Source organism: Methylorubrum aminovorans, assembly GCF_022179725.1.
GTDB lineage: Bacteria > Pseudomonadota > Alphaproteobacteria > Rhizobiales > Beijerinckiaceae > Methylobacterium > Methylobacterium aminovorans.
In genome coordinates this window covers 1-18,976 of record NZ_BPRC01000048.1, presented here as the reverse complement: position 1 = coordinate 18,976, position 18,976 = coordinate 1, and the positions used below count along the sequence as shown (strand labels likewise).

The 18,976-nt window shown below is 68.3% G+C and carries 14 protein-coding genes and 1 pseudogene; 13 read left to right on the top strand and 2 right to left on the bottom strand.

Going from position 1 to position 18,976, the window contains the following annotated elements; translation table 11 throughout:
- A partial coding sequence (locus MFF24_RS27170; protein ID WP_238229015.1) for a putative bifunctional diguanylate cyclase/phosphodiesterase occupies window positions 1-1,064 on the top strand: 1,064 nt, incomplete at its 5' end.
- 295 nt (window positions 1,065-1,359) lie between these two features.
- Here the strand turns inward: MFF24_RS27170 and MFF24_RS27165 are convergent.
- Window positions 1,360-2,973, bottom strand: coding sequence for an acyl-CoA thioesterase (locus MFF24_RS27165; RefSeq protein ID WP_308445624.1), 1,614 nt, complete (start codon window positions 2,971-2,973; stop codon window positions 1,360-1,362).
- 1,239 nt (window positions 2,974-4,212) lie between these two features.
- Between MFF24_RS27165 and MFF24_RS27155 the strand changes: the two genes are divergently transcribed.
- From MFF24_RS27155 to MFF24_RS27100, 12 genes are all read left to right on the top strand, one after another.
- Window positions 4,213-7,305 carry a beta strand repeat-containing protein gene (locus tag MFF24_RS27155; protein WP_238229013.1) on the top strand — a complete coding sequence of 1,031 codons (3,093 nt, stop codon included), beginning with the start codon at window positions 4,213-4,215 and terminating at the stop codon, window positions 7,303-7,305.
- 81 nt (window positions 7,306-7,386) lie between these two features.
- On the top strand, window positions 7,387-13,293 hold the full coding sequence (locus MFF24_RS27150; protein WP_238229016.1) for an autotransporter-associated beta strand repeat-containing protein: 5,907 nt from the start codon (window positions 7,387-7,389) through the stop codon (window positions 13,291-13,293).
- A 10-nt stretch (window positions 13,294-13,303) separates the two neighbouring features.
- Window positions 13,304-13,879 (top strand): invasion associated locus B family protein, encoded by a 576-nt coding sequence (locus tag MFF24_RS27145; RefSeq protein ID WP_238229012.1) that lies wholly within the window; start codon window positions 13,304-13,306, stop codon window positions 13,877-13,879.
- Between the two features lie 600 nt (window positions 13,880-14,479).
- Entirely contained in the window at window positions 14,480-15,304 is an 825-nt protein-coding gene (locus tag MFF24_RS27140) for a DUF7146 domain-containing protein (RefSeq protein ID WP_238229011.1), read from the top strand.
- Window positions 15,301-16,602, top strand: coding sequence for an ATP-binding protein (locus tag MFF24_RS27135; protein ID WP_238229010.1), 1,302 nt, complete (start codon window positions 15,301-15,303; stop codon window positions 16,600-16,602). The genes MFF24_RS27140 and MFF24_RS27135 overlap by 4 nt, the downstream gene beginning before the upstream one ends.
- Before the next feature lie 154 nt (window positions 16,603-16,756).
- Window positions 16,757-17,023 carry a hypothetical protein gene (locus tag MFF24_RS27130; protein ID WP_238229009.1) on the top strand — a complete coding sequence of 89 codons (267 nt, stop codon included), beginning with the start codon at window positions 16,757-16,759 and terminating at the stop codon, window positions 17,021-17,023.
- Window positions 17,024-17,032: 9 nt separating this feature from the next.
- Complete coding sequence (locus tag MFF24_RS27125; protein ID WP_238229008.1) at window positions 17,033-17,332, top strand: hypothetical protein; 300 nt, start codon at window positions 17,033-17,035, stop codon at window positions 17,330-17,332.
- 9 nt (window positions 17,333-17,341) lie between these two features.
- Window positions 17,342-17,593, top strand: a complete 252-nt coding sequence (locus MFF24_RS27120) for a hypothetical protein (RefSeq protein WP_238229007.1) — start codon at window positions 17,342-17,344, stop codon at window positions 17,591-17,593.
- Window positions 17,590-17,796: a hypothetical protein gene (locus MFF24_RS27115; RefSeq protein WP_238229006.1), complete on the top strand. Its 207-nt coding sequence runs from the start codon at window positions 17,590-17,592 to the stop codon at window positions 17,794-17,796. The genes MFF24_RS27120 and MFF24_RS27115 overlap by 4 nt, the downstream gene beginning before the upstream one ends.
- Entirely contained in the window at window positions 17,793-18,074 is a 282-nt protein-coding gene (locus MFF24_RS27110; RefSeq protein WP_238229005.1) for a hypothetical protein, read from the top strand. The genes MFF24_RS27115 and MFF24_RS27110 overlap by 4 nt, the downstream gene beginning before the upstream one ends.
- A gap of 107 nt (window positions 18,075-18,181) precedes the next feature.
- Window positions 18,182-18,604 carry a DUF5681 domain-containing protein gene (locus MFF24_RS27105; RefSeq protein WP_238229004.1) on the top strand — a complete coding sequence of 141 codons (423 nt, stop codon included), beginning with the start codon at window positions 18,182-18,184 and terminating at the stop codon, window positions 18,602-18,604.
- Complete coding sequence (locus MFF24_RS27100; protein ID WP_238229003.1) at window positions 18,601-18,864, top strand: hypothetical protein; 264 nt, start codon at window positions 18,601-18,603, stop codon at window positions 18,862-18,864. Before MFF24_RS27105 ends, MFF24_RS27100 begins: the two co-directional genes overlap by 4 nt.
- 14 nt (window positions 18,865-18,878) lie before the next feature.
- On the opposite strand, the pseudogene MFF24_RS27095 reads toward MFF24_RS27100, so the two are convergent.
- Window positions 18,879-18,976, bottom strand: a pseudogene (locus MFF24_RS27095) (IS5 family transposase); the annotation flags it as partial.

Here is an 18,976-nt window from a genome sequence, read left to right as displayed (position 1 = left end):
GCGCGGATCTCCATCTTGGCCAACGGCTCGCCGGAAGGCCGGATACGTTTGTGCAGACTGCCCAGACCAGCGGAACCAGAGCCACTTGCGGACGGGGCGGGCCATACGTTTCCATCAGCGGCATCCGGGTGAGTGTCGGCGTGAGCATCGGCATTGCCGTCGCGCCCCAGGACGGCGGTGAGGAGATCATGCGGCGGGCCGACCTCGCGCTCTACCGAACCAAGGGTGAGGGCCGGAACGGATACCGCTTCTACGAAGCCGAGATGGATGAGCGGATCGAGGCACGGCGCGCATTGTCGACGGAGCTGCGAGGGGCCCTCGATCGCAACGAATTCCTCCTCTACTTCCAGCCCATCGTGACGAAGGAGGGCCGGATCCGGGCCTTCGAGGCGCTCGTGCGCTGGAATCACCCCAAACGCGGCTTCGTCTCGCCCGCCGACTTCATCCCGCTGGCCGAAGAGACGGGCGTGATCATCCCGATGGGCGAGTGGATCCTGCAGCAGGCCTGCGTGATCGCCGCGGCTTGGCCCAGCGACATCAGCGTCGCCGTGAACCTGTCACCCATCCAGTTCCGTCACTCGGATCTGGTGCTCCTGGTAAACTCCGCGCTGCAGGAGAGCGGCTTGGCCGCCTCGCGGCTGGAGCTGGAGGTCACGGAGTCGGTGTTCCTCGAGGCAACGCCTGCCATCAAGACCGCCCTGGTCAAGCTGCGCGAACGGGGTGTGCGGCTTTCCGTCGACGATTTCGGAACCGGCTATTCCAGCTTGAGCTACCTTCGTCGACTGGCCTTCGACAAGATCAAGATCGACCAGTGTTTCGTCAGGGATCTCCCGCATGAGCAGAGCGGCGCGGCCATCGTCCGCGCGATCATCGATCTCGCGACAAGCCTCAAGATGACGGTCATTGCCGAGGGCGTCGAGACCGAGGCGCAGCGCCGATGCCTCCTGAGCCTGGGTTGCCACGAACTCCAAGGTTATCTGTTCAGCAGACCCGTGCCGGCCGAGGAGGCCAATGTCCTGGCGAGCCAGCAAGGCCTCCGGCGGGGGAAGATTCAGGCCGCCTGATACGGTTTCCGCTCGATCAGAGCGGGGAGCGGACCGCTCCGCCCGCGCGGCGCTTGAGCGACGGCCAAATCCGCCATTCCGAAGGGATCAATCGGATTTGGTGTGAGGCCGCCGAGAGCATCGATCCGGATACCGGATCCAGGATGATGCTCTCTGGTCTTCCTCTTGAATCGTCCTCGTCGGATGACCGGCGACCGCCTCGTGGAGCGATCCTTTCGAGGGCCTCACGAGACTCCCGTCACCGACCGTTCTCGCTCTGGCGGCAACGCGCGACGGGAGTTTTTTCGAGTGCCGCTCAGACGCTGATGCTCCCGGCGCCCAACGGGCTCGGCACGGTCGAGGTCGCGTGCGGAGAGGTTTTGGGCCAGTAGGGAAGAAAGCCCTCGATGATGGTCCGTGGTATATCCAGCGGGCGATACTGGACCGTGTCCACGAACATCAGGGACTGCTCTCCGCGACCGAGTAGGCCGTTGATCCCGCTATGGATTTCATGCGCGAGCGTCACGAATTTCCGGTTGTGGCTGGCGATGCGGACACGAACGGTGATGGGCTCGAACTCGGCGGCCTCGCGTCGGAAATCGTGCTGGAACGACTTCGTCAGCACGTAGAAATCCGTCGATTTCAGGTCGAAGTCGGGCATGCAGGTGTTGAAGAACAACTCTCGCGCCTTGCCGACCCAGCGGACGTAGTTGGCGAAATAGACGTTCCCGACGGAATTGGTGTCGTCGTAGGTCGGGGTCAGATTCAGGGTGAACCATTCCCCGTCGAAGCCGTGCGAGGCGATCGCCTCATCCCGGGGCACGGCAACCACCACCGTCCGCGCGGCGGGCTCGTCCGCCGGCACCGGTGCCGGCGTCGCCGACGCGGCCGGCCGGTCACTGAAGCCGAGCAGCTCCGCGATCATCGGCAGCGCGCCGACGAGCCCGATGACCGGCGCCAGGGTCAGATACGCTGCGTTCGGCTCGATGTAGCCGGTCAGGAAGACGAGGCTCGCGGCCAGACCGATCATGTAGCTGAGGACCGGGTCGTAGCGCCGGGAGGCCCCGAGCGTCTCGCAGACCAGGCAGGCTGCTCCGCCGACGAGGAGCGTCGCGAAGGGCACCATCAGGTACATCAGCGAGAGATTGAGTTGGATCGCAACGACCGCGGCCGTGAAGGCGGCCATCAGGATCCAGATCGGCGACGACACCATGGAGGCCGGCACGAAAGCAAGGAGCGGCGAGTTGCTGCGCGTCGTGATGGCCGTCATGAGCCAGCGCGTCGCGCTGTAGAAACCGTCGATCGTGGTGGCCGCCGCCACGACCGTCCAGATCAGGAAGGCCGCCGTCACGCCCGCGAGGTGAGTCCGCTCCGTGGCTTGCGCCACGGCGGCGTAGGCTCCGGGCAGGCCGTCGAACGACACGACCGGCTCGCCCAGGCCCGCCGCGGATGCAAGCAGGGCATTGATGGTCAGCAGGCCGACGAAGAGGACCGCCCCGATCGCATAGGCCGTCCGGACGGACGCGCCCTCACGGTGAATCTCGACCGCGCGCTGCCACTGCTGCACGTCCATCCAGGGGCCGAGCAGAAAGCCGACGAGCGAGGGAAGCACGAGACCGTAGAACCGCTGATCGAAGGAAGACAGCGGGACGCCGGGACCGCCGGATCCGCTCGCCAGTCCGGCGACCGCCGCGAGGCCGGCGCACACGCCCAGGATCAGGACGACGCCGTGCAGAACCTTGATGCGACGAAGTGGGATCGCATGTCCGATCGAGCAAGCCACGAGGATGAGCGCGATCGAGCCAATCACCGCGTCCCGCCCGAACAGGGGCATCCAAGCATAGGCGATGAAGCCGAAGATCGTGATTGCAACCGCGAGGAACTGACAGGCGAGGAACAGAACCGCGTAGGGGCCCTGAATCGCCGCCATAATCTTGTCGGGGCTTCGTCCTGGTGCGCCGAGGATCCAACCAAATAAACCAAGACCGACTGCATTCGGCAAAGCAAAGGCAAGGAAGCCGAGCCATCCGTATGTCAGTGTGACATGGATCGCATAGAAGAAGCCGAGCCCCCAAAACCAGGATAAGGCGATTGTTGGTGCCCACGTTGCTGAGCGAAGGAGCTGATTTAGCATTCTGCTTTGCGAGTCCGTTGTGCCGGCCCAGACATAGCGAACCTAATCCGTTGCGGGAATATGGAAACGTCCGAGGCGACCTGATGGGGGCCGAAACCTGTTACGCCTCCCGGCCGACCCACGCCACAGCTTCTGGCTGCGGAGTGCCCCTCCCCTGTTCGTCCCCGTTCATGACCGGAATCCGTTCGGGGTCTGATCCGGCCTGAACAGGCTTGCCAACGCGTTCGGGAGGAGCCCGCCGAGGCTCGTGTGAGGACAGCCGGTCCTGTCGTCGGCCCGGCGCGCCACGACGATGGTCCGGTCCCTCGGTCGGTTCCAAAGCCGGCGTCATCGCCTTCCGGGGCTGATCGAGTCGCGACGCGGCGCGCCAGCCCGATACCGGGGCTTCAGCTTCGCGCCGCACACCAGCTCATCGGCCGTGCTCGGCGGCCTCTCAAGGATGGATGTCGGCGCCGATCCGCTTGAAGAACCGCGCTGCGCAGCCGTTCTTGTCCTCGCTTCAAGGAAGTTCAGGGCTGGTCACGATCCGCCGTATAGGAGTTCGTGCCGCGCGCGACTGATCGAGTTGGCTTCATGACGCTTGCGCCGGCTTCCTCAATCCGCGACGGCGTGATCGCAGGCGTACGGATACTGTGATGGAGCGTTTCTATGGCAAAGTCTATCGTCGAATACGCATGAGTATCGCTTCAAATCAATTGTTGCAAGGTTACAACATTGGAGGCGAATTACTAAAAACCACCGTGGTGAAACACCAATCATGGTAAACAAAGGCCAAGGTTATATTGGCAGATAAAAATGGCCTTCTCCCAATTCATTGCGACCCAGAGTAATGTAAAAAATTCGTTAAAGCCACACCCCGCACGCGATTTGATTCGTCTGCGCAGAGACATTCCGCTTCGCAGCTTGCTGCGTGACTGCGTCCGTTTGGGCGTCTCGCTGCTCGCCCTGAGCGTCGCCATGGCGGCATCGGCCGCACGTGCGGGCTGCGTTGAGATTACGGTAGACGGCAAGCGTTCCGTAACCTGCAGCGGGACGATGAACAGCGGCTTCGGCTCCGGGACGGGAGCCGGCCCCAACGATACTTCGATCACGATCGTCGGGGGGGCGACCATCGACAGCCCAAATACGGCGATCAATCTGGGCGACAAGGCCGAGATCACGATCGGCGCGGGGGCGACCGTCACGAGCGACAATCGGGGCAACGGGCCGACCAATATCGGCGCCAACACGATCGAGGTCGGAAGCGATTCGAAGATCGACATATTCGGGACTGTTCAGTCGAAGGGCTTGGAGAGTGGGAACAACTCAGGCGAGGCCATCAATCCACGCGGCAACGGAAACAGGATCACCATCCATCAGGGCGGCCGCCTCGAGACGCTGAAGGACGGAACTCCGACCATCTGGTTCCAGGCCCTGCGGGACAATGAGCTCCCCAACACCGTGGTCAACAACGGCGTGATCCAGGCCGGGGCAAATGGAGGCAGCCTGATCATCGGGAACGGCGGTGCCGTCATCGTCAATTTCACGAACGGCCCCACGGGCGAGGTCCTGGGCAACCTCACCCTCGGTGACGGCGAGGACACGGTGGCGCTGCGCGGCGGCTCGCAATTCTTCGGCAGCATCGCGACCGGCGGCGGCAACGACATCGTCGACATGTACAAGGGCGCCGGGTTCACGGGCAGCGTCGATGGCGGGGGTGGTTCGAACACGCTGTCCCTGCTGGGGGATGCGGGCGATGCCGGCTCCGCCGCGCTGATCCCCGGAAGCGTCCGCAACTTCGACGCGATCAACAAGAGAGGCACCAGCACCTGGACCATCTCGGGCAGCGTGAGTGACCTCGGGTCGAACGGCGTCGCGATCAACGTTAACCAGGGCACGCTCGTCCTCTCCGGCAACAATGATGGTTACCAGGGGACCACGACGGTCGCCGCCGCAGGAACGCTGCAGATCGGCGAGGGCGGCAGCCAAGGCAGCCTGCCCGGCGCCATCACGAACAACGGCGTACTGACCTTCAACCGCACGGACAGCCTCCTCGTCGTCCCGGGCGCGATCACGGGCACCGGCTCGGTGCGGCAGATCGGTGCCGGCGCGGTGACGCTCGCGGGCGCGCTCTCCGGCGTCTCGCTGCGGGTCGATGCGGGCCGCCTCGCCCTTGCCGGTACCAGCACCCTGACCACGGCAGGCGTCCCGGCCGTCCCCGGCGGCTTCGCGACGGCGGCCTACGTCGCCGGAGGAACGCTGGACAATGCGGGGACGATCACGGCGAGCCAGACGGCCAATCAGGACGGCGTCCGGATCGATGGGGCCACCCTGATCAATTCGGGCACGATCAGGGCGAGCGGAAGCGGCGTCTTCGTTCCCACGGGCGCCACCCTCGTCAACACCGGCGCCATCACCGGCTTCACCGGCGTCTTCTTCGGAAACGGGGCGGCGAATGGAGGGCTGAGCATCACCGGGAACGGCTCCATCACCGGGACCTCCGGCGACGGCCTCAGCGCCTTGAATGTCGCGAGCAACGTGACGCTCGGGACGTCGGCCAACCCGCTCGGCGCGGTGACGGGTACCGGCGGCAGCGCTCTCAACATCGTGGTCAACGGCGCCAATACGGTCGACATCGTCACCGGCGGATCCCTGACGGGCGGAAACGGGCGCGGCATCTCGACTTCGACCGTAGACGGCGCGACCAGCATCGTGCAGGCGGCCGGTACGATCCGAGCGACCGGGGATGGGATCAATGCCGGCTCCTCCGGCATCGGCGCGATCGGCATCGACACCTCGGGCGGGCAGATCGGGACGAGCGCGAACGACCCGGTCGGCAATGCCGGCATCATCGCCACGCGCTCCGGCGCCGGCAGCATCACCGTCACGAGCGGCGTGATCAATGCGACGGGCGTCGGTGCAAGCCTTCAGAACAACAGCGCCGGCGCGGGCGATGTCGCGCTGACCGCAAGAGGCCGCATCACCGCCGGCACCACCGGCATCAATGCCGTCACGACAGGGAACGGCACCGTCACGGTGTCGGCCGGTCCGGTGGCCACGACGAACGGCTCGGGCCTCGTCGCGACCGGCCGGGCGGGTCCCGTCGCTGTAACCGCCAACGACGCGATCACGGCCGGCGGTGCCGGCGCTGCCGGCATCTTCGTGACCGGCAGCGGCGCGGGCAATACGGTCACGGTCGGGGCAAGCGGCAGCGTCTCGGGCGCGATCGGCCTGCGTCTGGCCGGCGGCGGCACCACGGTCCTGAACAACGGCGGTAGCATCGCGGCGCGCGCGGCCGGCGGCAACGCGATCCAGATCGACGCGGGCACGCTGACCCTCGGTGCGAACAGCGGCACCCTCACGGGCAATCTCGCCATCGCCGGGGCGACCGGAGCACTCGCCGTCAACCGCGCGACGGATTTGACGCTCGCCAACACGATCACCGGGACCGGGACGCTCGATCAGAACGGCGCGGGCCTGCTCGCCCTCACCGGCGCGAACAGCGCGGGCGCAGGCCAGTTCACCGGCACGGCCAACGTCAACGCCGGCATCCTCGCGATCAACGGCACCTTCGGCGACACCGCGGCCCGTTCCGCCCTCGTCAATGTCAACAGCGGCGGTACCCTGCACGGCTCGGGGACCATCGCCGGCTCGGTCAACGTCGCCTCCGGCGCCACGGTCTCGGCCGGCAACTCGCCCGGCACCCTCACGGTGGCCGGCAATTACGGACTGACGAGCGGCTCGACCTCGCTGTTCGAGCTGGGAACGCCGGGTGTCGTGGGCGGGCCCACGAACGACCTCATCGAGGTCGGGGGCGACCTGACGCTGGCCGGCACGCTCAGCCTCGTCAACGCGGTCGACCCTTCCGCCTCGCCCGTCGCCGGCACGTACCGGCTCTTCAATTACGGCGGCACGCTCAGCGGCCGCTTCGATGCGGTGACCAGCCCCACCCCGATCTCCGCCACGGTCTACACGACCATCCCCAACCAGGTGAACCTGTTCCTGCTCAATGCCGGCCAGATCGCGCAGTACTGGGACGGCACCGACACGACGGGCACGGGCGCAGGCGGCCAGGGCGGCAAGGCCGTCTGGAACGGGGCGAACACGAACTGGACGGGCTCGCCGACCAGTTCCGTCAACGCCGCCTAGGCCTCGGGCGTCGGCCTCTTCGCGGGAACGGCGGGGACCGTCACGGTCGCGGGCGCGCAGAACGTCCAGGGCTTGCAGTTCGTGACGGACGGCTACCGGCTCGCCGGGGCGGGCACGCTCAACCTGACGGGCGATCCCTTCTCGACCCCGAACCAGAGCTTCGTGACCGTGGACGGCGGGGTCGGCGCGACGATCGCCAACGCTCTCACCGGCACGGGCGGGACGATCGGCCTCAACAAGCTCGGCGCCGGCACGCTGACGCTGGCGGGCACCAACACCTATACGGGGGCGACCAGCGTCACCGCCGGCACGCTCGTGCTGGCGGCGGGCGGCTCGCTGACCTCGGATGTGTCGGTCGCCGGCGGCGCAGCCTTCTCCAATGCGGGCACCCTGGCAGCCGGGCTGACGAATGCGGGCACGACCACGAACACCGGCGCCATCGCAGGCACGCTCACCAACAGCGGCCGCTTCGCCAACACCGGCACCATCGCCGGGCGCGTCACCAACACCGCCGGTACGCTGACGAACACCGGCACGTTCAACGGCGGCGCCACCGTCACCGGCGGCACCCTGGTGCTCGATGCCGGCAGCCTCGTGAACGGCGCGCTCGCCAACAGCGCGACCGTGACGGCCCAGGGCCGGATCAACGGCCCTGTCACGAACGCGGCCGGTGCCGTCTTCACCAACACGGGAACGCTCGACGGCGCCCTCGGCAACGCCGGCACGGCCTCGAACGCCGCCGCCATCCTGGGCGCTGTCACCAATACCGGCCTCTTCACCAATTCCGGCAGCGTCGGCGGCCTGCTCACACAGAGCGCGGGCACGAGCGCCAACACCGGCACGCTCAATGCCGGAGCCGTCGTCACCGGCGGCACGCTCGCGCTCGGTGCCGGCAGCCTCGTCAACGGCACGGTGAGCAACAGTGCGGCCGTGACGGCCCAGGGCCGGATCAACGGCGCCGTCATCAACGGTCCCGGCGCCGGCTTCACCCTCACCGGCGCGCTCACCGGCCTCACGGGGCTCAGCAACGACGGCACCCTTGTGCTCGCCGGCAACGGTCTCGGTGTCGGCACGCTCAGCGGCAACGGCAGCGTCCAAAATGCGAGCGCGACGGCGGCGATGCTGACCGTCGGCACGGGAGCGGCGGGTGACAGCACCTATGGCGGCCTGCTGCAGGACGGCGCGGGCGGCGGCGCGCTCGGCCTGACCAAGGCCGGATCCGGCACGCTGACGCTGACGGGCGCAAACACCTATACCGGCGCGACCACGATCGCGGCCGGCACCGGGCTGCAGCTCGGCGACGGCGGCACCCTCGGATCGATCGACGGCACGTCGGGCGTGGTCGCCGACGGCAGGCTGACCTTCAACCGTTCGGACGCGATCGCCTTCGCGCCTGCCCTCTCGGGCTCCGGCATCGTCGATCAGAACGGCAGCGGATCCGTCACTCTGACGGGGGCCTCGACGGCGTTCACCGGAAGAGCCAACGTCAATGCCGGCAGACTCAGCGTCAACGGTACCTTCGGCGACATCGCCGGCAACACGGCGGTCGTCAGCGTCAACGAGGGCGGCACGCTGCAGGGCACGGGGACCATCGCCGGCGCGGTCTTCGTCAACAGCGGCGGGACCGCCTCCATCGGCGTCGCTCCCTCTCAGCCGCCGGGAACGCTCACGGTCGGCGGCAACTACACGGTCAATGCCGGCTCCACCCACATCTTCCGGCTCGGTACGCCCAACGTCGTCGGCGGCGCCACCAACGACCTGATCGACGTCGGCGGCACCCTGGCGATCAATGGCGGCACGGCCACCCTGCAGAACGCCAACGCCAGCGGTCTCTACCGCCTCTACGATGTCGGCGGCACGGTCACGAGCGCGGGCGCCGCGAATGCGGGCTTCGCCGCGGTCACCACGGCCAACGGCACCGCCTCGATCTACACGGTCGCGCCGGGCGCGGGCGGGCCGAGCCAGGTCAACGCCCGCATCGCCCTCGGCGGCCAGATCGTGCAGTACTGGGATGGAACCGACGTCTCCGGCCTCGCGGGCGGCACGCCCGGCGCCCGCGGTGGCTCGGGCGTGTGGAACGCGACCCACGCGAACTGGACCGACGATCCGGTGGGCGGACAGGTGAACCAGAACTGGCTGGGCCAGTTCGGCGTCTTCACCGCGCCGCGTGCGGGCGGAGCGAGCACCGTCACCGTCCTGGGTCAGCAGAACCTGCAGGGCCTGCAATTCGCGGGCGACGGCTACACCCTCACCCCCGGCGCCGCCGGCAGCCTGAACCTGACGGGCGATCCGAACGGAGCGGCCGGGTTCAGCACCCTGCGCGTCGATCGCGCGGTCACCGCCACGATCGCCGCTCCGATCACCGGGCTCGGCCTGAACAAGGCGGTCGGCTCCGGCACGCTGGTGCTGACGGGCGCCAACAGCTTCAACGCCCTGACCATCGCCGACGGCACCGTCGATCTCCGCGGCGGCGCCGCCATCCTCGACAGCGCTCCGGTCACCCTTGCCGATGCAGCGGGCGCCCGTCTTCTGGTGACGAATTCCGAGACGATCGGCGCGCTGGCCGGGGGCGGCACGACCGGCGGCACGGTCGAGATCCTGGCCGGGCAGAGCCTGACGACGGGCGGCAACAACGGCAGCACGACCTTCGGCGGCGGCGTCGGCGGTGCCGGCGGGCTGATCAAGACGGGAACCGGCCGCTTCACCCTCACCGGGAACAACCGCTTCACGGGCGGCACGACCGTCGCGGACGGGACCCTCATCAACGATGGCGGTCTCGCCTCCGGCGTGGGGGTGAGAAGCGGGGCCTTCTTCACCAACAACGGTGCGCTCGCGGCCGATCTGACGAACGCCGGAACTTCGGCCAACACCGGCACCGTCGCCGGGCGCGTCACCAACACCGCCGGCACGCTGACGAACATGGGCACGTTCAACGGCGGAGCCACCGTCACCGGCGGCACGCTGGCGCTCGATGCCGGCAGCCTCGTGAACGGCGCGCTCGCCAACAGCGCCACCGTGACGGCCCAGGGCCGGATCAACGGCACCGTCTCGAACGCGGCCGGGGCGCGCTTCACGCTCACCGGGCCGCTCACCGGCATCACCGGCTTTGCCAACGAGGGCACGCTCTCGCTGGCCGGCAACGACCTCGCCCTCAGCGCGCTGACCGGCACCGGCCTGGGCGCCGTGGTCCAGAACGCCAGCGGCAGGGACGCGACCCTGACCGTCGGCTCGGGCGATGCCAGCGCCGCCTATGCCGGTATCCTGCAGGACGGGGCGGGCGGCGGCCGCCTGCTCCTGGCCAAGACCGGCAGCGGAACGCTGACGCTGACCGGCGCCAGCCCCTACACGGGGGCGACCGCCGTCACCGCCGGCACGCTCGTGCTGGCGGCGGGCGGCTCGCTGACTTCGGACGTGTCGGTCGCCGGCGGCGGCACTTTCGCGAATGCGGGCACTCTGGCGGCCGGGCTGACGAATGCGGGCACGGCCACGAACACCGGCGCCATCGCAGGGGCCGTCACCAATAGCGGCCGCCTCGCCAACAACGGCCGACTGGCGGGCACGCTGACGAACAGCGGCACGGCCGACAACGGCGGCACCATCGCCGGACGCGTCACGAATACCGGCACCTTCGCGACCTCCGGCACGCTCGCCGGCGGCCTGACGAACACCGGCACGCTGACGGCGTCGGCCGGCCGGCTCGACGGGGCCGTCGCCAACGAGGCCGGGACCCTCGCGATCACCGGCACGGTTACGGGCAACGGTCCGCTCTCGAACGCATCCGGCGCGACCCTCCGGATTGACGGGACCGGCCGCTTCCGTATCGCGGGATTGTTCGCCAATGCGGGCACGGCCACGAATGCCGGGGCCCTGAATGCGGACGTGACGAACGCGGCCGGTGCCCGGTTCACCAATACCGGCACCGTCTCGACCGCGTCGCAGCCCTTCTCGAACGCGGGCACGCTCGTCAGCTCGGGTGTCCTCAACGGCGGGTTGGCGAATACCGGCACCGCGCAGATGTCCGGTGAGCTGAACGGCGTGCTGAGCAATGCCGGCAGCCTCACGCTCACCGGCACGACGAGCGGCATCACCGCCTTCACCAATGACGGAACCGCCGATCTCGGCGGCACGGCGCTCAGCCTCGGCTCGCTGTCGGGGACAGGCACGAACGCGGTTCTGCGCAACGGCCGCCTCACCGTCGGCGCGGACAACAGCTCGACGAGCTACGCCGGGACGATCGCGGACGGGGCGGGCGCCACCTCCCTGACCAAGGTCGGCAGCGGGACGCTGACCTTATCGGGCGTCAGCACCTATACCGGCGCCACCCTCGTCAACGACGGAACGCTGAACCTGAGGGGCACGCTCGCCTCGGCGGTGACGGTCGCCGACGGCGCCCGCTTCGTCGGCTCCGGCTCGATCCGGACCCTGACGGTCCTCGGTGGCGCCAGCGCCAGCCCGGACGGAGCCGGCACGCTCGGCGCGGTGTCGGTCACCGGCCCCGTGCTCTTCGCGGCCGGCTCGCAGTACCGGGTCGATGTCACCGCCTCCGGCGAGTCCGACCGCACCGCCGCCGCTGGGACGGCGACGCTGCAGGGCGGGACGGTACAGGTCACGGCGGGGACGGGCCTCTACGCGCCGCGGACGCGCTACACCATCCTCTCGGCGGCCGGCGGCGTCACCGGGCAGTTCGCGGGCGTCACCGCGAACTTCGCCTTCCTCACGCCGTCCCTGACCTACGATGCCAACACGGCCTTCCTGACGCTGGCCCGCAACGACCTGCAGTTCGGCACCGTTGCGGCCACGCGCAACCAGGGCAACGTCGCGGCCGCCGCTCAGGCACAGGGGGTCGGCACGCGGCTCTACGACGGGATCGCCGTGCTCTCGGCCCCCCAGGCCCGCCAAGCCTTCGATGCGCTCTCGGGTGAGATCCATTCGAGCGCGGTGACGAGCCAGTTCGACACCGGCTACCTCGTGCGCGAGGCGATCCTCGACCGTCTGCGCTTCGGCGAGACGCCGAGCTTCGGCGGGATCGGTGCGCAGGGCATCGGCCAGCGCTTCGCCCCCGGCACCACCCTGCCGGCGGTCTACACCGCCGATCTTCCGGGCCGCCCCACGGATCCGGTCCCGGTCTCGACCCAGCTCGTGGTGCCGAATCCGGTCGCGCTCTGGGGCCAGGGCTTCGGTTCGTTCGGTTCGACCGGCGGGGACGGCAACGCCGCACGGCTCGGTCAGCAGACCTCGGGCTTCGTGCTCGGGGCGGATACCCGCTTCGACGAGCGCTGGCACGTCGGCGTGGCCGGCGGCTACACCTTCAACACCCTCGACCTCACCGCCCGCCAATCCACCGCCACAGTGGAGAGCGGCTACGGCGCGCTCTATGCCGGCGCCGGCTTCGGACCGGTGCAGCTGCGCCTCGGCGGCGCCTATGCCGGCTCGAGCCTCGCCACCAGCCGCGCGGTGATCGTCCCCGGCTTCTCCGACAACGCCGGCGCCCGCTACGGCGGTTCGCTCGGCCAAGCCTTCGCCGAGGTCGGCTATCGCTTCCAGTCCGAGATCGGTCATGTCGAGCCGTTCGTCGGCGGGGCGGCGATCCGGGTCGGCCGCGACGGCTTCACCGAGCGCGGCGGCGCGGCGGCCCTGACCGGCACCGGGCAGGACTACGACGTCGCGACCGCGACGGTGGGTGTGCAGGCCCAGGGGCAGATCGGCGCGCTCTTCGGCTCGACGACGCCGATCTTCGTGCGCGGGCTCGTCGGCTACCGCCGTGCCTACGGCGATGTTCTGCCCTCGACCCTGTTCAGCTTCGGTGCGGCCGGTCAGACCTTCCTGACGGCCGGCGTCCCGGTCGCACGCGACGCCGTGGTGGCGCAGGCGGGCCTCGATTGGCAGGTGGCGTCGGAGACGACGCTGTCGCTTGCCTATACTGGCCAGATCGGCGCGGATCGCACCCAGATCCACGGCGTCAAGGGCGGCTTCCTCTATCGCTGGTAAGAGTGTGACAATGCGCTCGACGAAGAAGACGGTCCTGATCCTCGCAGCCGGCACCCTGGCTGCCGCGTTCCTCGTCTCCGGTCCGGGCCTGGCGCAGGCGGCATCCACGGAACCGCCCGTGCCCGCGGAGCCCGGCTCGACCTCGGCGAGCTACGGCGACTGGGTGATGCGGTGCCAGCGCGGCGGCACGGCCGAGAAGCCGGTGCGGGTCTGCGAAGTCGCGCAATCGATACAGGTCCAGGGGCAGACCCAGCCGATTGCGCAGATCGCGGTCGGGCGGGTCGGCGCCGGTCAGCCGCAACAGATCACGGCCCTGCTGCCGCCCAATGTCGCTTTCCCCAGCAGCGTGCGCGTGCTGATGGACGAGAAGGACACGACGGGGGTCGATCTGGCGTGGCGGCGCTGCCTGCCCGGCGTCTGCGTGGCGGATGCGGCCGTCAAGGAAGAGACGCTCCGACGCTGGCGCGGAGCGGCCGGGCCGGGACGGATCGCGTTCAAGAACGCGGGTGGCCAGGAGATCACGATCCCGTTGTCGTTCCGCGGTCTTGCCCAAGCCCTCGATGCCCTGGCCCGCGAGCCGGGATGATGCCCAGGCTCCGCCACGGTTGAGATGCGGGGTAGAGGTTTTGCAGCGCGATCCAGGCGTCTTCGGTGGTGAAGCGTTACGGGGCGCGGCCGAATCCGGCATTGCGGCGCGGCTGCCGGGCGTCGGCGACACGCTCCAGGCGGACGCGTCACGCGATCCGCCGGCCCTGGCACAGGGGCCGACCCAGGTCAGCGGCAGGGCATTGAAAAGGCTGAAGCTTCAGCGGTTTAGTTGGAGCGGGCGATCGGGATCGAGCCGACGACATTCAGCTTGGGAAGCGCTCGTAACTTACTGATTTAGCGTGCCCTTGTTCCCCACCGCACAACCGCGAAAGGAGCGGGATGTGCGTACCGGGAAAGCAAACGCCGCTGCGGGGGTTGGAGCCCGCACCGGCGCTGAATCAACGGCTCGGCAAAGAACCAGAACCCAAAATAGGGCCAGCACCAGCGCGGCGCAATCAGCAATCGCCTTCTCGATGGAGGTGAGTGCATGGTGTCACTGACCCTCTTCGAAATTGCCCACGCGTTGGGCGGCAAGGTCCATGGTCGGCAGGTTTTGGCGCCTGGCCCCGGCCATATCCGGAAGGATCAAAGCCTATCTGTGAGGCTGGCGACGACCTCCCCTAAAGGGTTCGTCGTTCATAGCTACTGCGGCGACGATTGGCACGACTGCGAGGAGCACGTTGCCTCTGCCCTCGGACTGCCGTCCGATCAATGGCGCGAACGCAAGGAGCGGCACGAGCCCGATCCACTTGACGCGATGCGCCGCCGACAGAGGCGGATCGAGAGCGAGCGTCGTGAGGCTGAAGACGACGCGCGGCGCCAGCGCAGCGCCCTCACGATCTGGAACGCGGCCACCGATCCGCGCGGCACTATCGTATCTGATTACCTGCGGTCCCGTGGCCTCGACCTCTTCGACGAGATTGCCGGCGAGGCGATCCGGTTTCACCCGCGCTGCCCGTGGGGGACTGGCCTCGTCCAGGCGATGGTCGCTGCCTTCCGCAACTTCGAGACCGGCGAGATCATCGGCATTCATCGCACCGCCCTGACGACGGACGGGCAGAAGATCGGGCGCAAGATGCTCGGGATCGCGGCCGGCGCCGCGATCATGCTGGACCCGTGCGAGGCCGTCAGCTTCGGGCTCGCGATCGGCGAAGGCATCGAGACGAGCCTTAGTGCCCGGCAACTCGGCATCCGCCCCGCCTGGGCGCTCGGCAGCGTCGATGCGATCCGCACCTTTCCCGTCCTGTCGGGCGTCGAGGGCCTGACGGTGTTGAGCGAGACCGGAGACAGCGGTGCCAGCGCGAGCGCCTGCCGCGAGGTTGGAACCCGCTGGCATCGCGCCGAGCGAGCCGTCGAAATCATCCTACCCCGCGTCTCTGGCGACCTGAACGACGCGATCCAAGCGGGAGGCGCCGCAGCATGAGCTTCAACCCCCGCGAAGCGTCCGCCTATTTCGAGAGCCGCCCCTTCGCCCCCTTGTTGGAAGACGAGGAGCCGGAGCGCTATCCGCCGCTGCCCGAAGCCGAGAAAAAGCCAGGGGCCGGGACCATCAAGCAGCCGGCCCTGCGCTGGCACCGCGACGCAGACCCGAACGCGGATCGCGCGTGGCTGGTGAAAGACCTCGTGCCCGAGACCGGCAAGGGACTGCTTTCCGGCCAGTGGGGTTCCGAAAAGACGTTCGGCGTGCTGGACCTGTGCGCATCCACGATGACCGGTCAGCCCTTCGCTGGCCGCCGCGTCATCCGCCGGGGCGGTATCCTATTTATCGCCCCGGAAGGCGCCTTTGAAATTCCAATCCGCCTGCGGGGCCTCGTCAACGGCAAGATCGCAGGCGACGCACTCGCTGAAACCGCAGGAGGCAACCCGACCGTAGATCCCGACGACCTTCCTTTTGCCTGGATCGAGGAATGCCCCCGCCTTGTCGAGGCCGAGGCGGTCGAGATCCTGGCGAAGGTGGCCGAGCAAGCGGCCGATGAGCTGCGCACCCGGTATGACATGCCGCTCGCCCTGATCGTGCTCGATACCGTCGCGGCCGGCGCCGGCTTCGATGACGAGAACAGCGCCGCCGAGGCGCAGCGGGTGATGAACGCCCTTGAGCGCCTGAGCCACCGCACGGGCGCTTTCGTCTTTGGCGTGGATCACTTCGGCAAATCAACGGGGACCGGCACGCGCGGCTCATCCGCCAAGGAGGCCGCCGCCGACGTGGTGCTCGCCATGCTCGCCGAGCGCGACCCGGCCGGCAACGTCAGCAACACTCGCATGGCTGTCCGCAAGCTTCGCGGCGGCCGGATCGGACAAGAGACCCCCTACGCCCTCCAGCCTATCGAGATCGGAATAGACCGTTGGGACGACCCGATCACGACGTGCATCGTGGATTGGCAGACTGATCGCACCAGCGCCGCGGCAGTCGAGGCCGTGAAGCAGAAATGGCCGACCTCCCTGCGGGTGATCCAAGCGGCCATGGTCACGACCCTGATCGACCACGGCAAGGAGAATCGCCCCTTCGGCAACGATGGCCCCGAACTGCGCACAGTCCTGAGCAGCCACGTCCGCACGGCATTTGTGAGCAGCTACGCCGCCGACGGCGAGACCGAGGTCAAGCGCACCGAGGCCAAGAAGAAGGCGTTCCAGCGGGCTGTGAAGGCGGCGCAGGGCAAGGGGCTGATCGCTGTCCGCGAGATCGCCGGCAACGAGCATTTCTGGATGGTGGCCGATGCCTGAGATCGCCGCCAGCCGGGACATTTCGACCGGACACCCCGTCGGGCAGCCGGGACGGGACAGACGGGACACTCCTAGTGTCCCTGTCCCGTCTGTCCCCCCTTACAGCCGGGACAAAGGGGACAAATGTCCCGATTGTCCCGCTACGCTTGATCCGGTGGCCGAGATCCCCACTGCCGATCGGTTCGGGCCGTGGTCCGACCGTATCGACGCTGCCGAGCGTGTGGCTCGCCTCCGCAGCCTCCGGGCGATTGTCCGCCTTACCACTGGCCCACGCGGCAAACGGCTTGGGGATCTGCTCTACCGTGCCGAGAAAGACGCCGCCGCATTGGTGCCGGCGCTCGCGGCCCTGAACCGCCTCGCCACCCTCGATCGGCGCAGCGTGCTCGCCAGCTTCGCCGCCCTTCACCGTTCCGCAGCCTGAGGAGCCTCAATGCCCCGCTCACAATCGCGCCCGCCCCATCCTGGCCGCACACCGGCCGAGCGCCGAGCCCTCGACGCCATCTGCTGCGGTGACACCCTGCCGGCTATGCACCCGAAGGTGCGCCGAAACTTGCTCGACGCTGGACTGATTGAACAAACCGGCACGACAGTCCGGCGGGATGCGCTCGGCCCCTACGAGGTGCCGCAGTACGAGATGCCGATCCCGGTTCACATGCAGTGGTGCTCCGCCGTCGCCGCGACCAACGAGGAGATGGCCGAGTTCGAAGCTGCCACACCGCCTGCAGCCTGAGGAGCCGAGATGATCCCGACCGAGATCGACAGCCAGTGGTTCCACAACAACCCGGACCGTGAGTTCCGCATGCGCCGTCAGCCACCCGCTGAGTTCCATGCGTGGCCGGTCCCGCCAGAGCCGGGGATGGTCGCGTGGTGCATCATCCGCAGGAGGGACGGGGCCGTGGAGCAATTCGCCCTGCCCGAAGGCGACGAGATGGACGACTACGACGAGGAGCTGGCCGCGCTCTTCGATCAGCTTCGGGATGGCGCGCAATGAACCCTCACGAACTCGCAGCCTTCCGTGCCGGCATCCTCCACGCCTCTCACATGGCGCTTATCGCCGCGACGGAGATCGAGCTGCGCGGTGACGCCGGCAAGCTCCGCCAGCGCGCAGCGATCGAGGCTCTGCGCGGGCTGGCAGAGGGCCTGAAAGCCGACGCCACCGCTACGACGACCCCCACCTCGGAGACCGCAGAATGACCGACGACACGCCCGCGAACGTGGTCAGCCTTGCCGAGCACCGCCGGAAGCCCGTTCTCGGCCCGCCGGCCCTCGTGGACATCGCTGCCCGCCTGATCCAGGGCGAGGCGCCCGGCTCTCCTCTCCTCGTCGTCCTCGAATACCGCGGCGAGCAAGTCGGTTGCCTTGGCTCGTTCCCTGACACCGACGAAGGGCGCGCCCTGGCGCAGATCGTCGGCAATACCGCAATCAACACGGTAGATCTGCTCACCCAGTTCAGCCCGAGTGGCGCGCCGTGATCTCGGCGGTTGGCGCAGGCACTCCACTGTTTCCATGTTGTTGTTACAGCGAGCCGAGCGCAGCGCCGGAGATATGCTGTAACGTTGTAGCAATGTAGGACCAAAGCATGACGATCCGCGGCAGACCATTCGAGGAGGGGCAGAGCGGCAACCCGGCTGGCCGGCCGAAAGGTGCCCGCAACCGAACGACCCTCGACATGCAGGCGCTGCTTGAGGGCGAGGCCGAGACCCTGACCCGCAAGGCGATCGAGTTGGCTAAAGAAGGCGACCCCGTAGCCTTGCGCATGTGCCTCGACCGGCTTCTCCCTGTCCGCAAGGATCGGCACGTCACTTTCGACCTGCCGACCATCGAGACCACCGCCGACATGCCGAAGGCGAGCGCCGCTCTCCTCCAGGCTGTCGCATCTGGTGAGATCACCCCGTCAGAGGCCGCCGACATCGGCCGCGCTGTTGAGGCGCACGCCCGGACCATCGAAGTCCGAGACCTTCAGGAGCGCATCGAGCGCCTGGAGCAGAGGGAGCAGCAATGACAAGCCGCGTCATCGACATGCGCCTGCGCAAGCTGGAGCAGAAGGCCAGCCAGAGCGCGCTCAGCCACCTCACAGACGCGCAGCTCGACGCGCAGCTCGTTGACTGCTTGACCGTTATCGCCGAGCCCTACGGCGGCGATGTGCGCGCCATGATTGAGGACATGCGCGCCGGCCACGATCCAGCCGACCACGACCTCGCTGGACAGATCGAGCGCCTGATGAGTAACCTGCGAGAGATGAGCCTGCCGCCCTTGCAATGAGCTAGGGCCTGTCGTCACCTGAGCCAGTCGAGTGTTGCGGCGAGGCAGAGGACACCGGCGAAGCTGACGGCGGTCTTCTCGTAGCGGGTGGCGACGGCGCGCCACTCTTTGA

Bases quoted from the DNA above. Each gene is read 5' to 3' on its own strand.
- MFF24_RS27165 (WP_308445624.1), bottom strand. From the start codon at position 2,973: ATGGCGGCGATTCAGGGCCCCTACGCGGTTCTGTTCCTCGCCTGTCAG.
- MFF24_RS27155 (WP_238229013.1), top strand. From the start codon at position 4,213: ATGAACAGCGGCTTCGGCTCCGGGACGGGAGCCGGCCCCAACGATACT.
- MFF24_RS27145 (WP_238229012.1), top strand. From the start codon at position 13,304: ATGCGCTCGACGAAGAAGACGGTCCTGATCCTCGCAGCCGGCACCCTG.
- MFF24_RS27135 (WP_238229010.1), top strand. From the start codon at position 15,301: ATGAGCTTCAACCCCCGCGAAGCGTCCGCCTATTTCGAGAGCCGCCCC.
- MFF24_RS27125 (WP_238229008.1), top strand. From the start codon at position 17,033: ATGCCCCGCTCACAATCGCGCCCGCCCCATCCTGGCCGCACACCGGCC.
- MFF24_RS27120 (WP_238229007.1), top strand. From the start codon at position 17,342: ATGATCCCGACCGAGATCGACAGCCAGTGGTTCCACAACAACCCGGAC.
- MFF24_RS27115 (WP_238229006.1), top strand. From the start codon at position 17,590: ATGAACCCTCACGAACTCGCAGCCTTCCGTGCCGGCATCCTCCACGCC.
- MFF24_RS27110 (WP_238229005.1), top strand. From the start codon at position 17,793: ATGACCGACGACACGCCCGCGAACGTGGTCAGCCTTGCCGAGCACCGC.
- MFF24_RS27105 (WP_238229004.1), top strand. From the start codon at position 18,182: ATGACGATCCGCGGCAGACCATTCGAGGAGGGGCAGAGCGGCAACCCG.
- MFF24_RS27100 (WP_238229003.1), top strand. From the start codon at position 18,601: ATGACAAGCCGCGTCATCGACATGCGCCTGCGCAAGCTGGAGCAGAAG.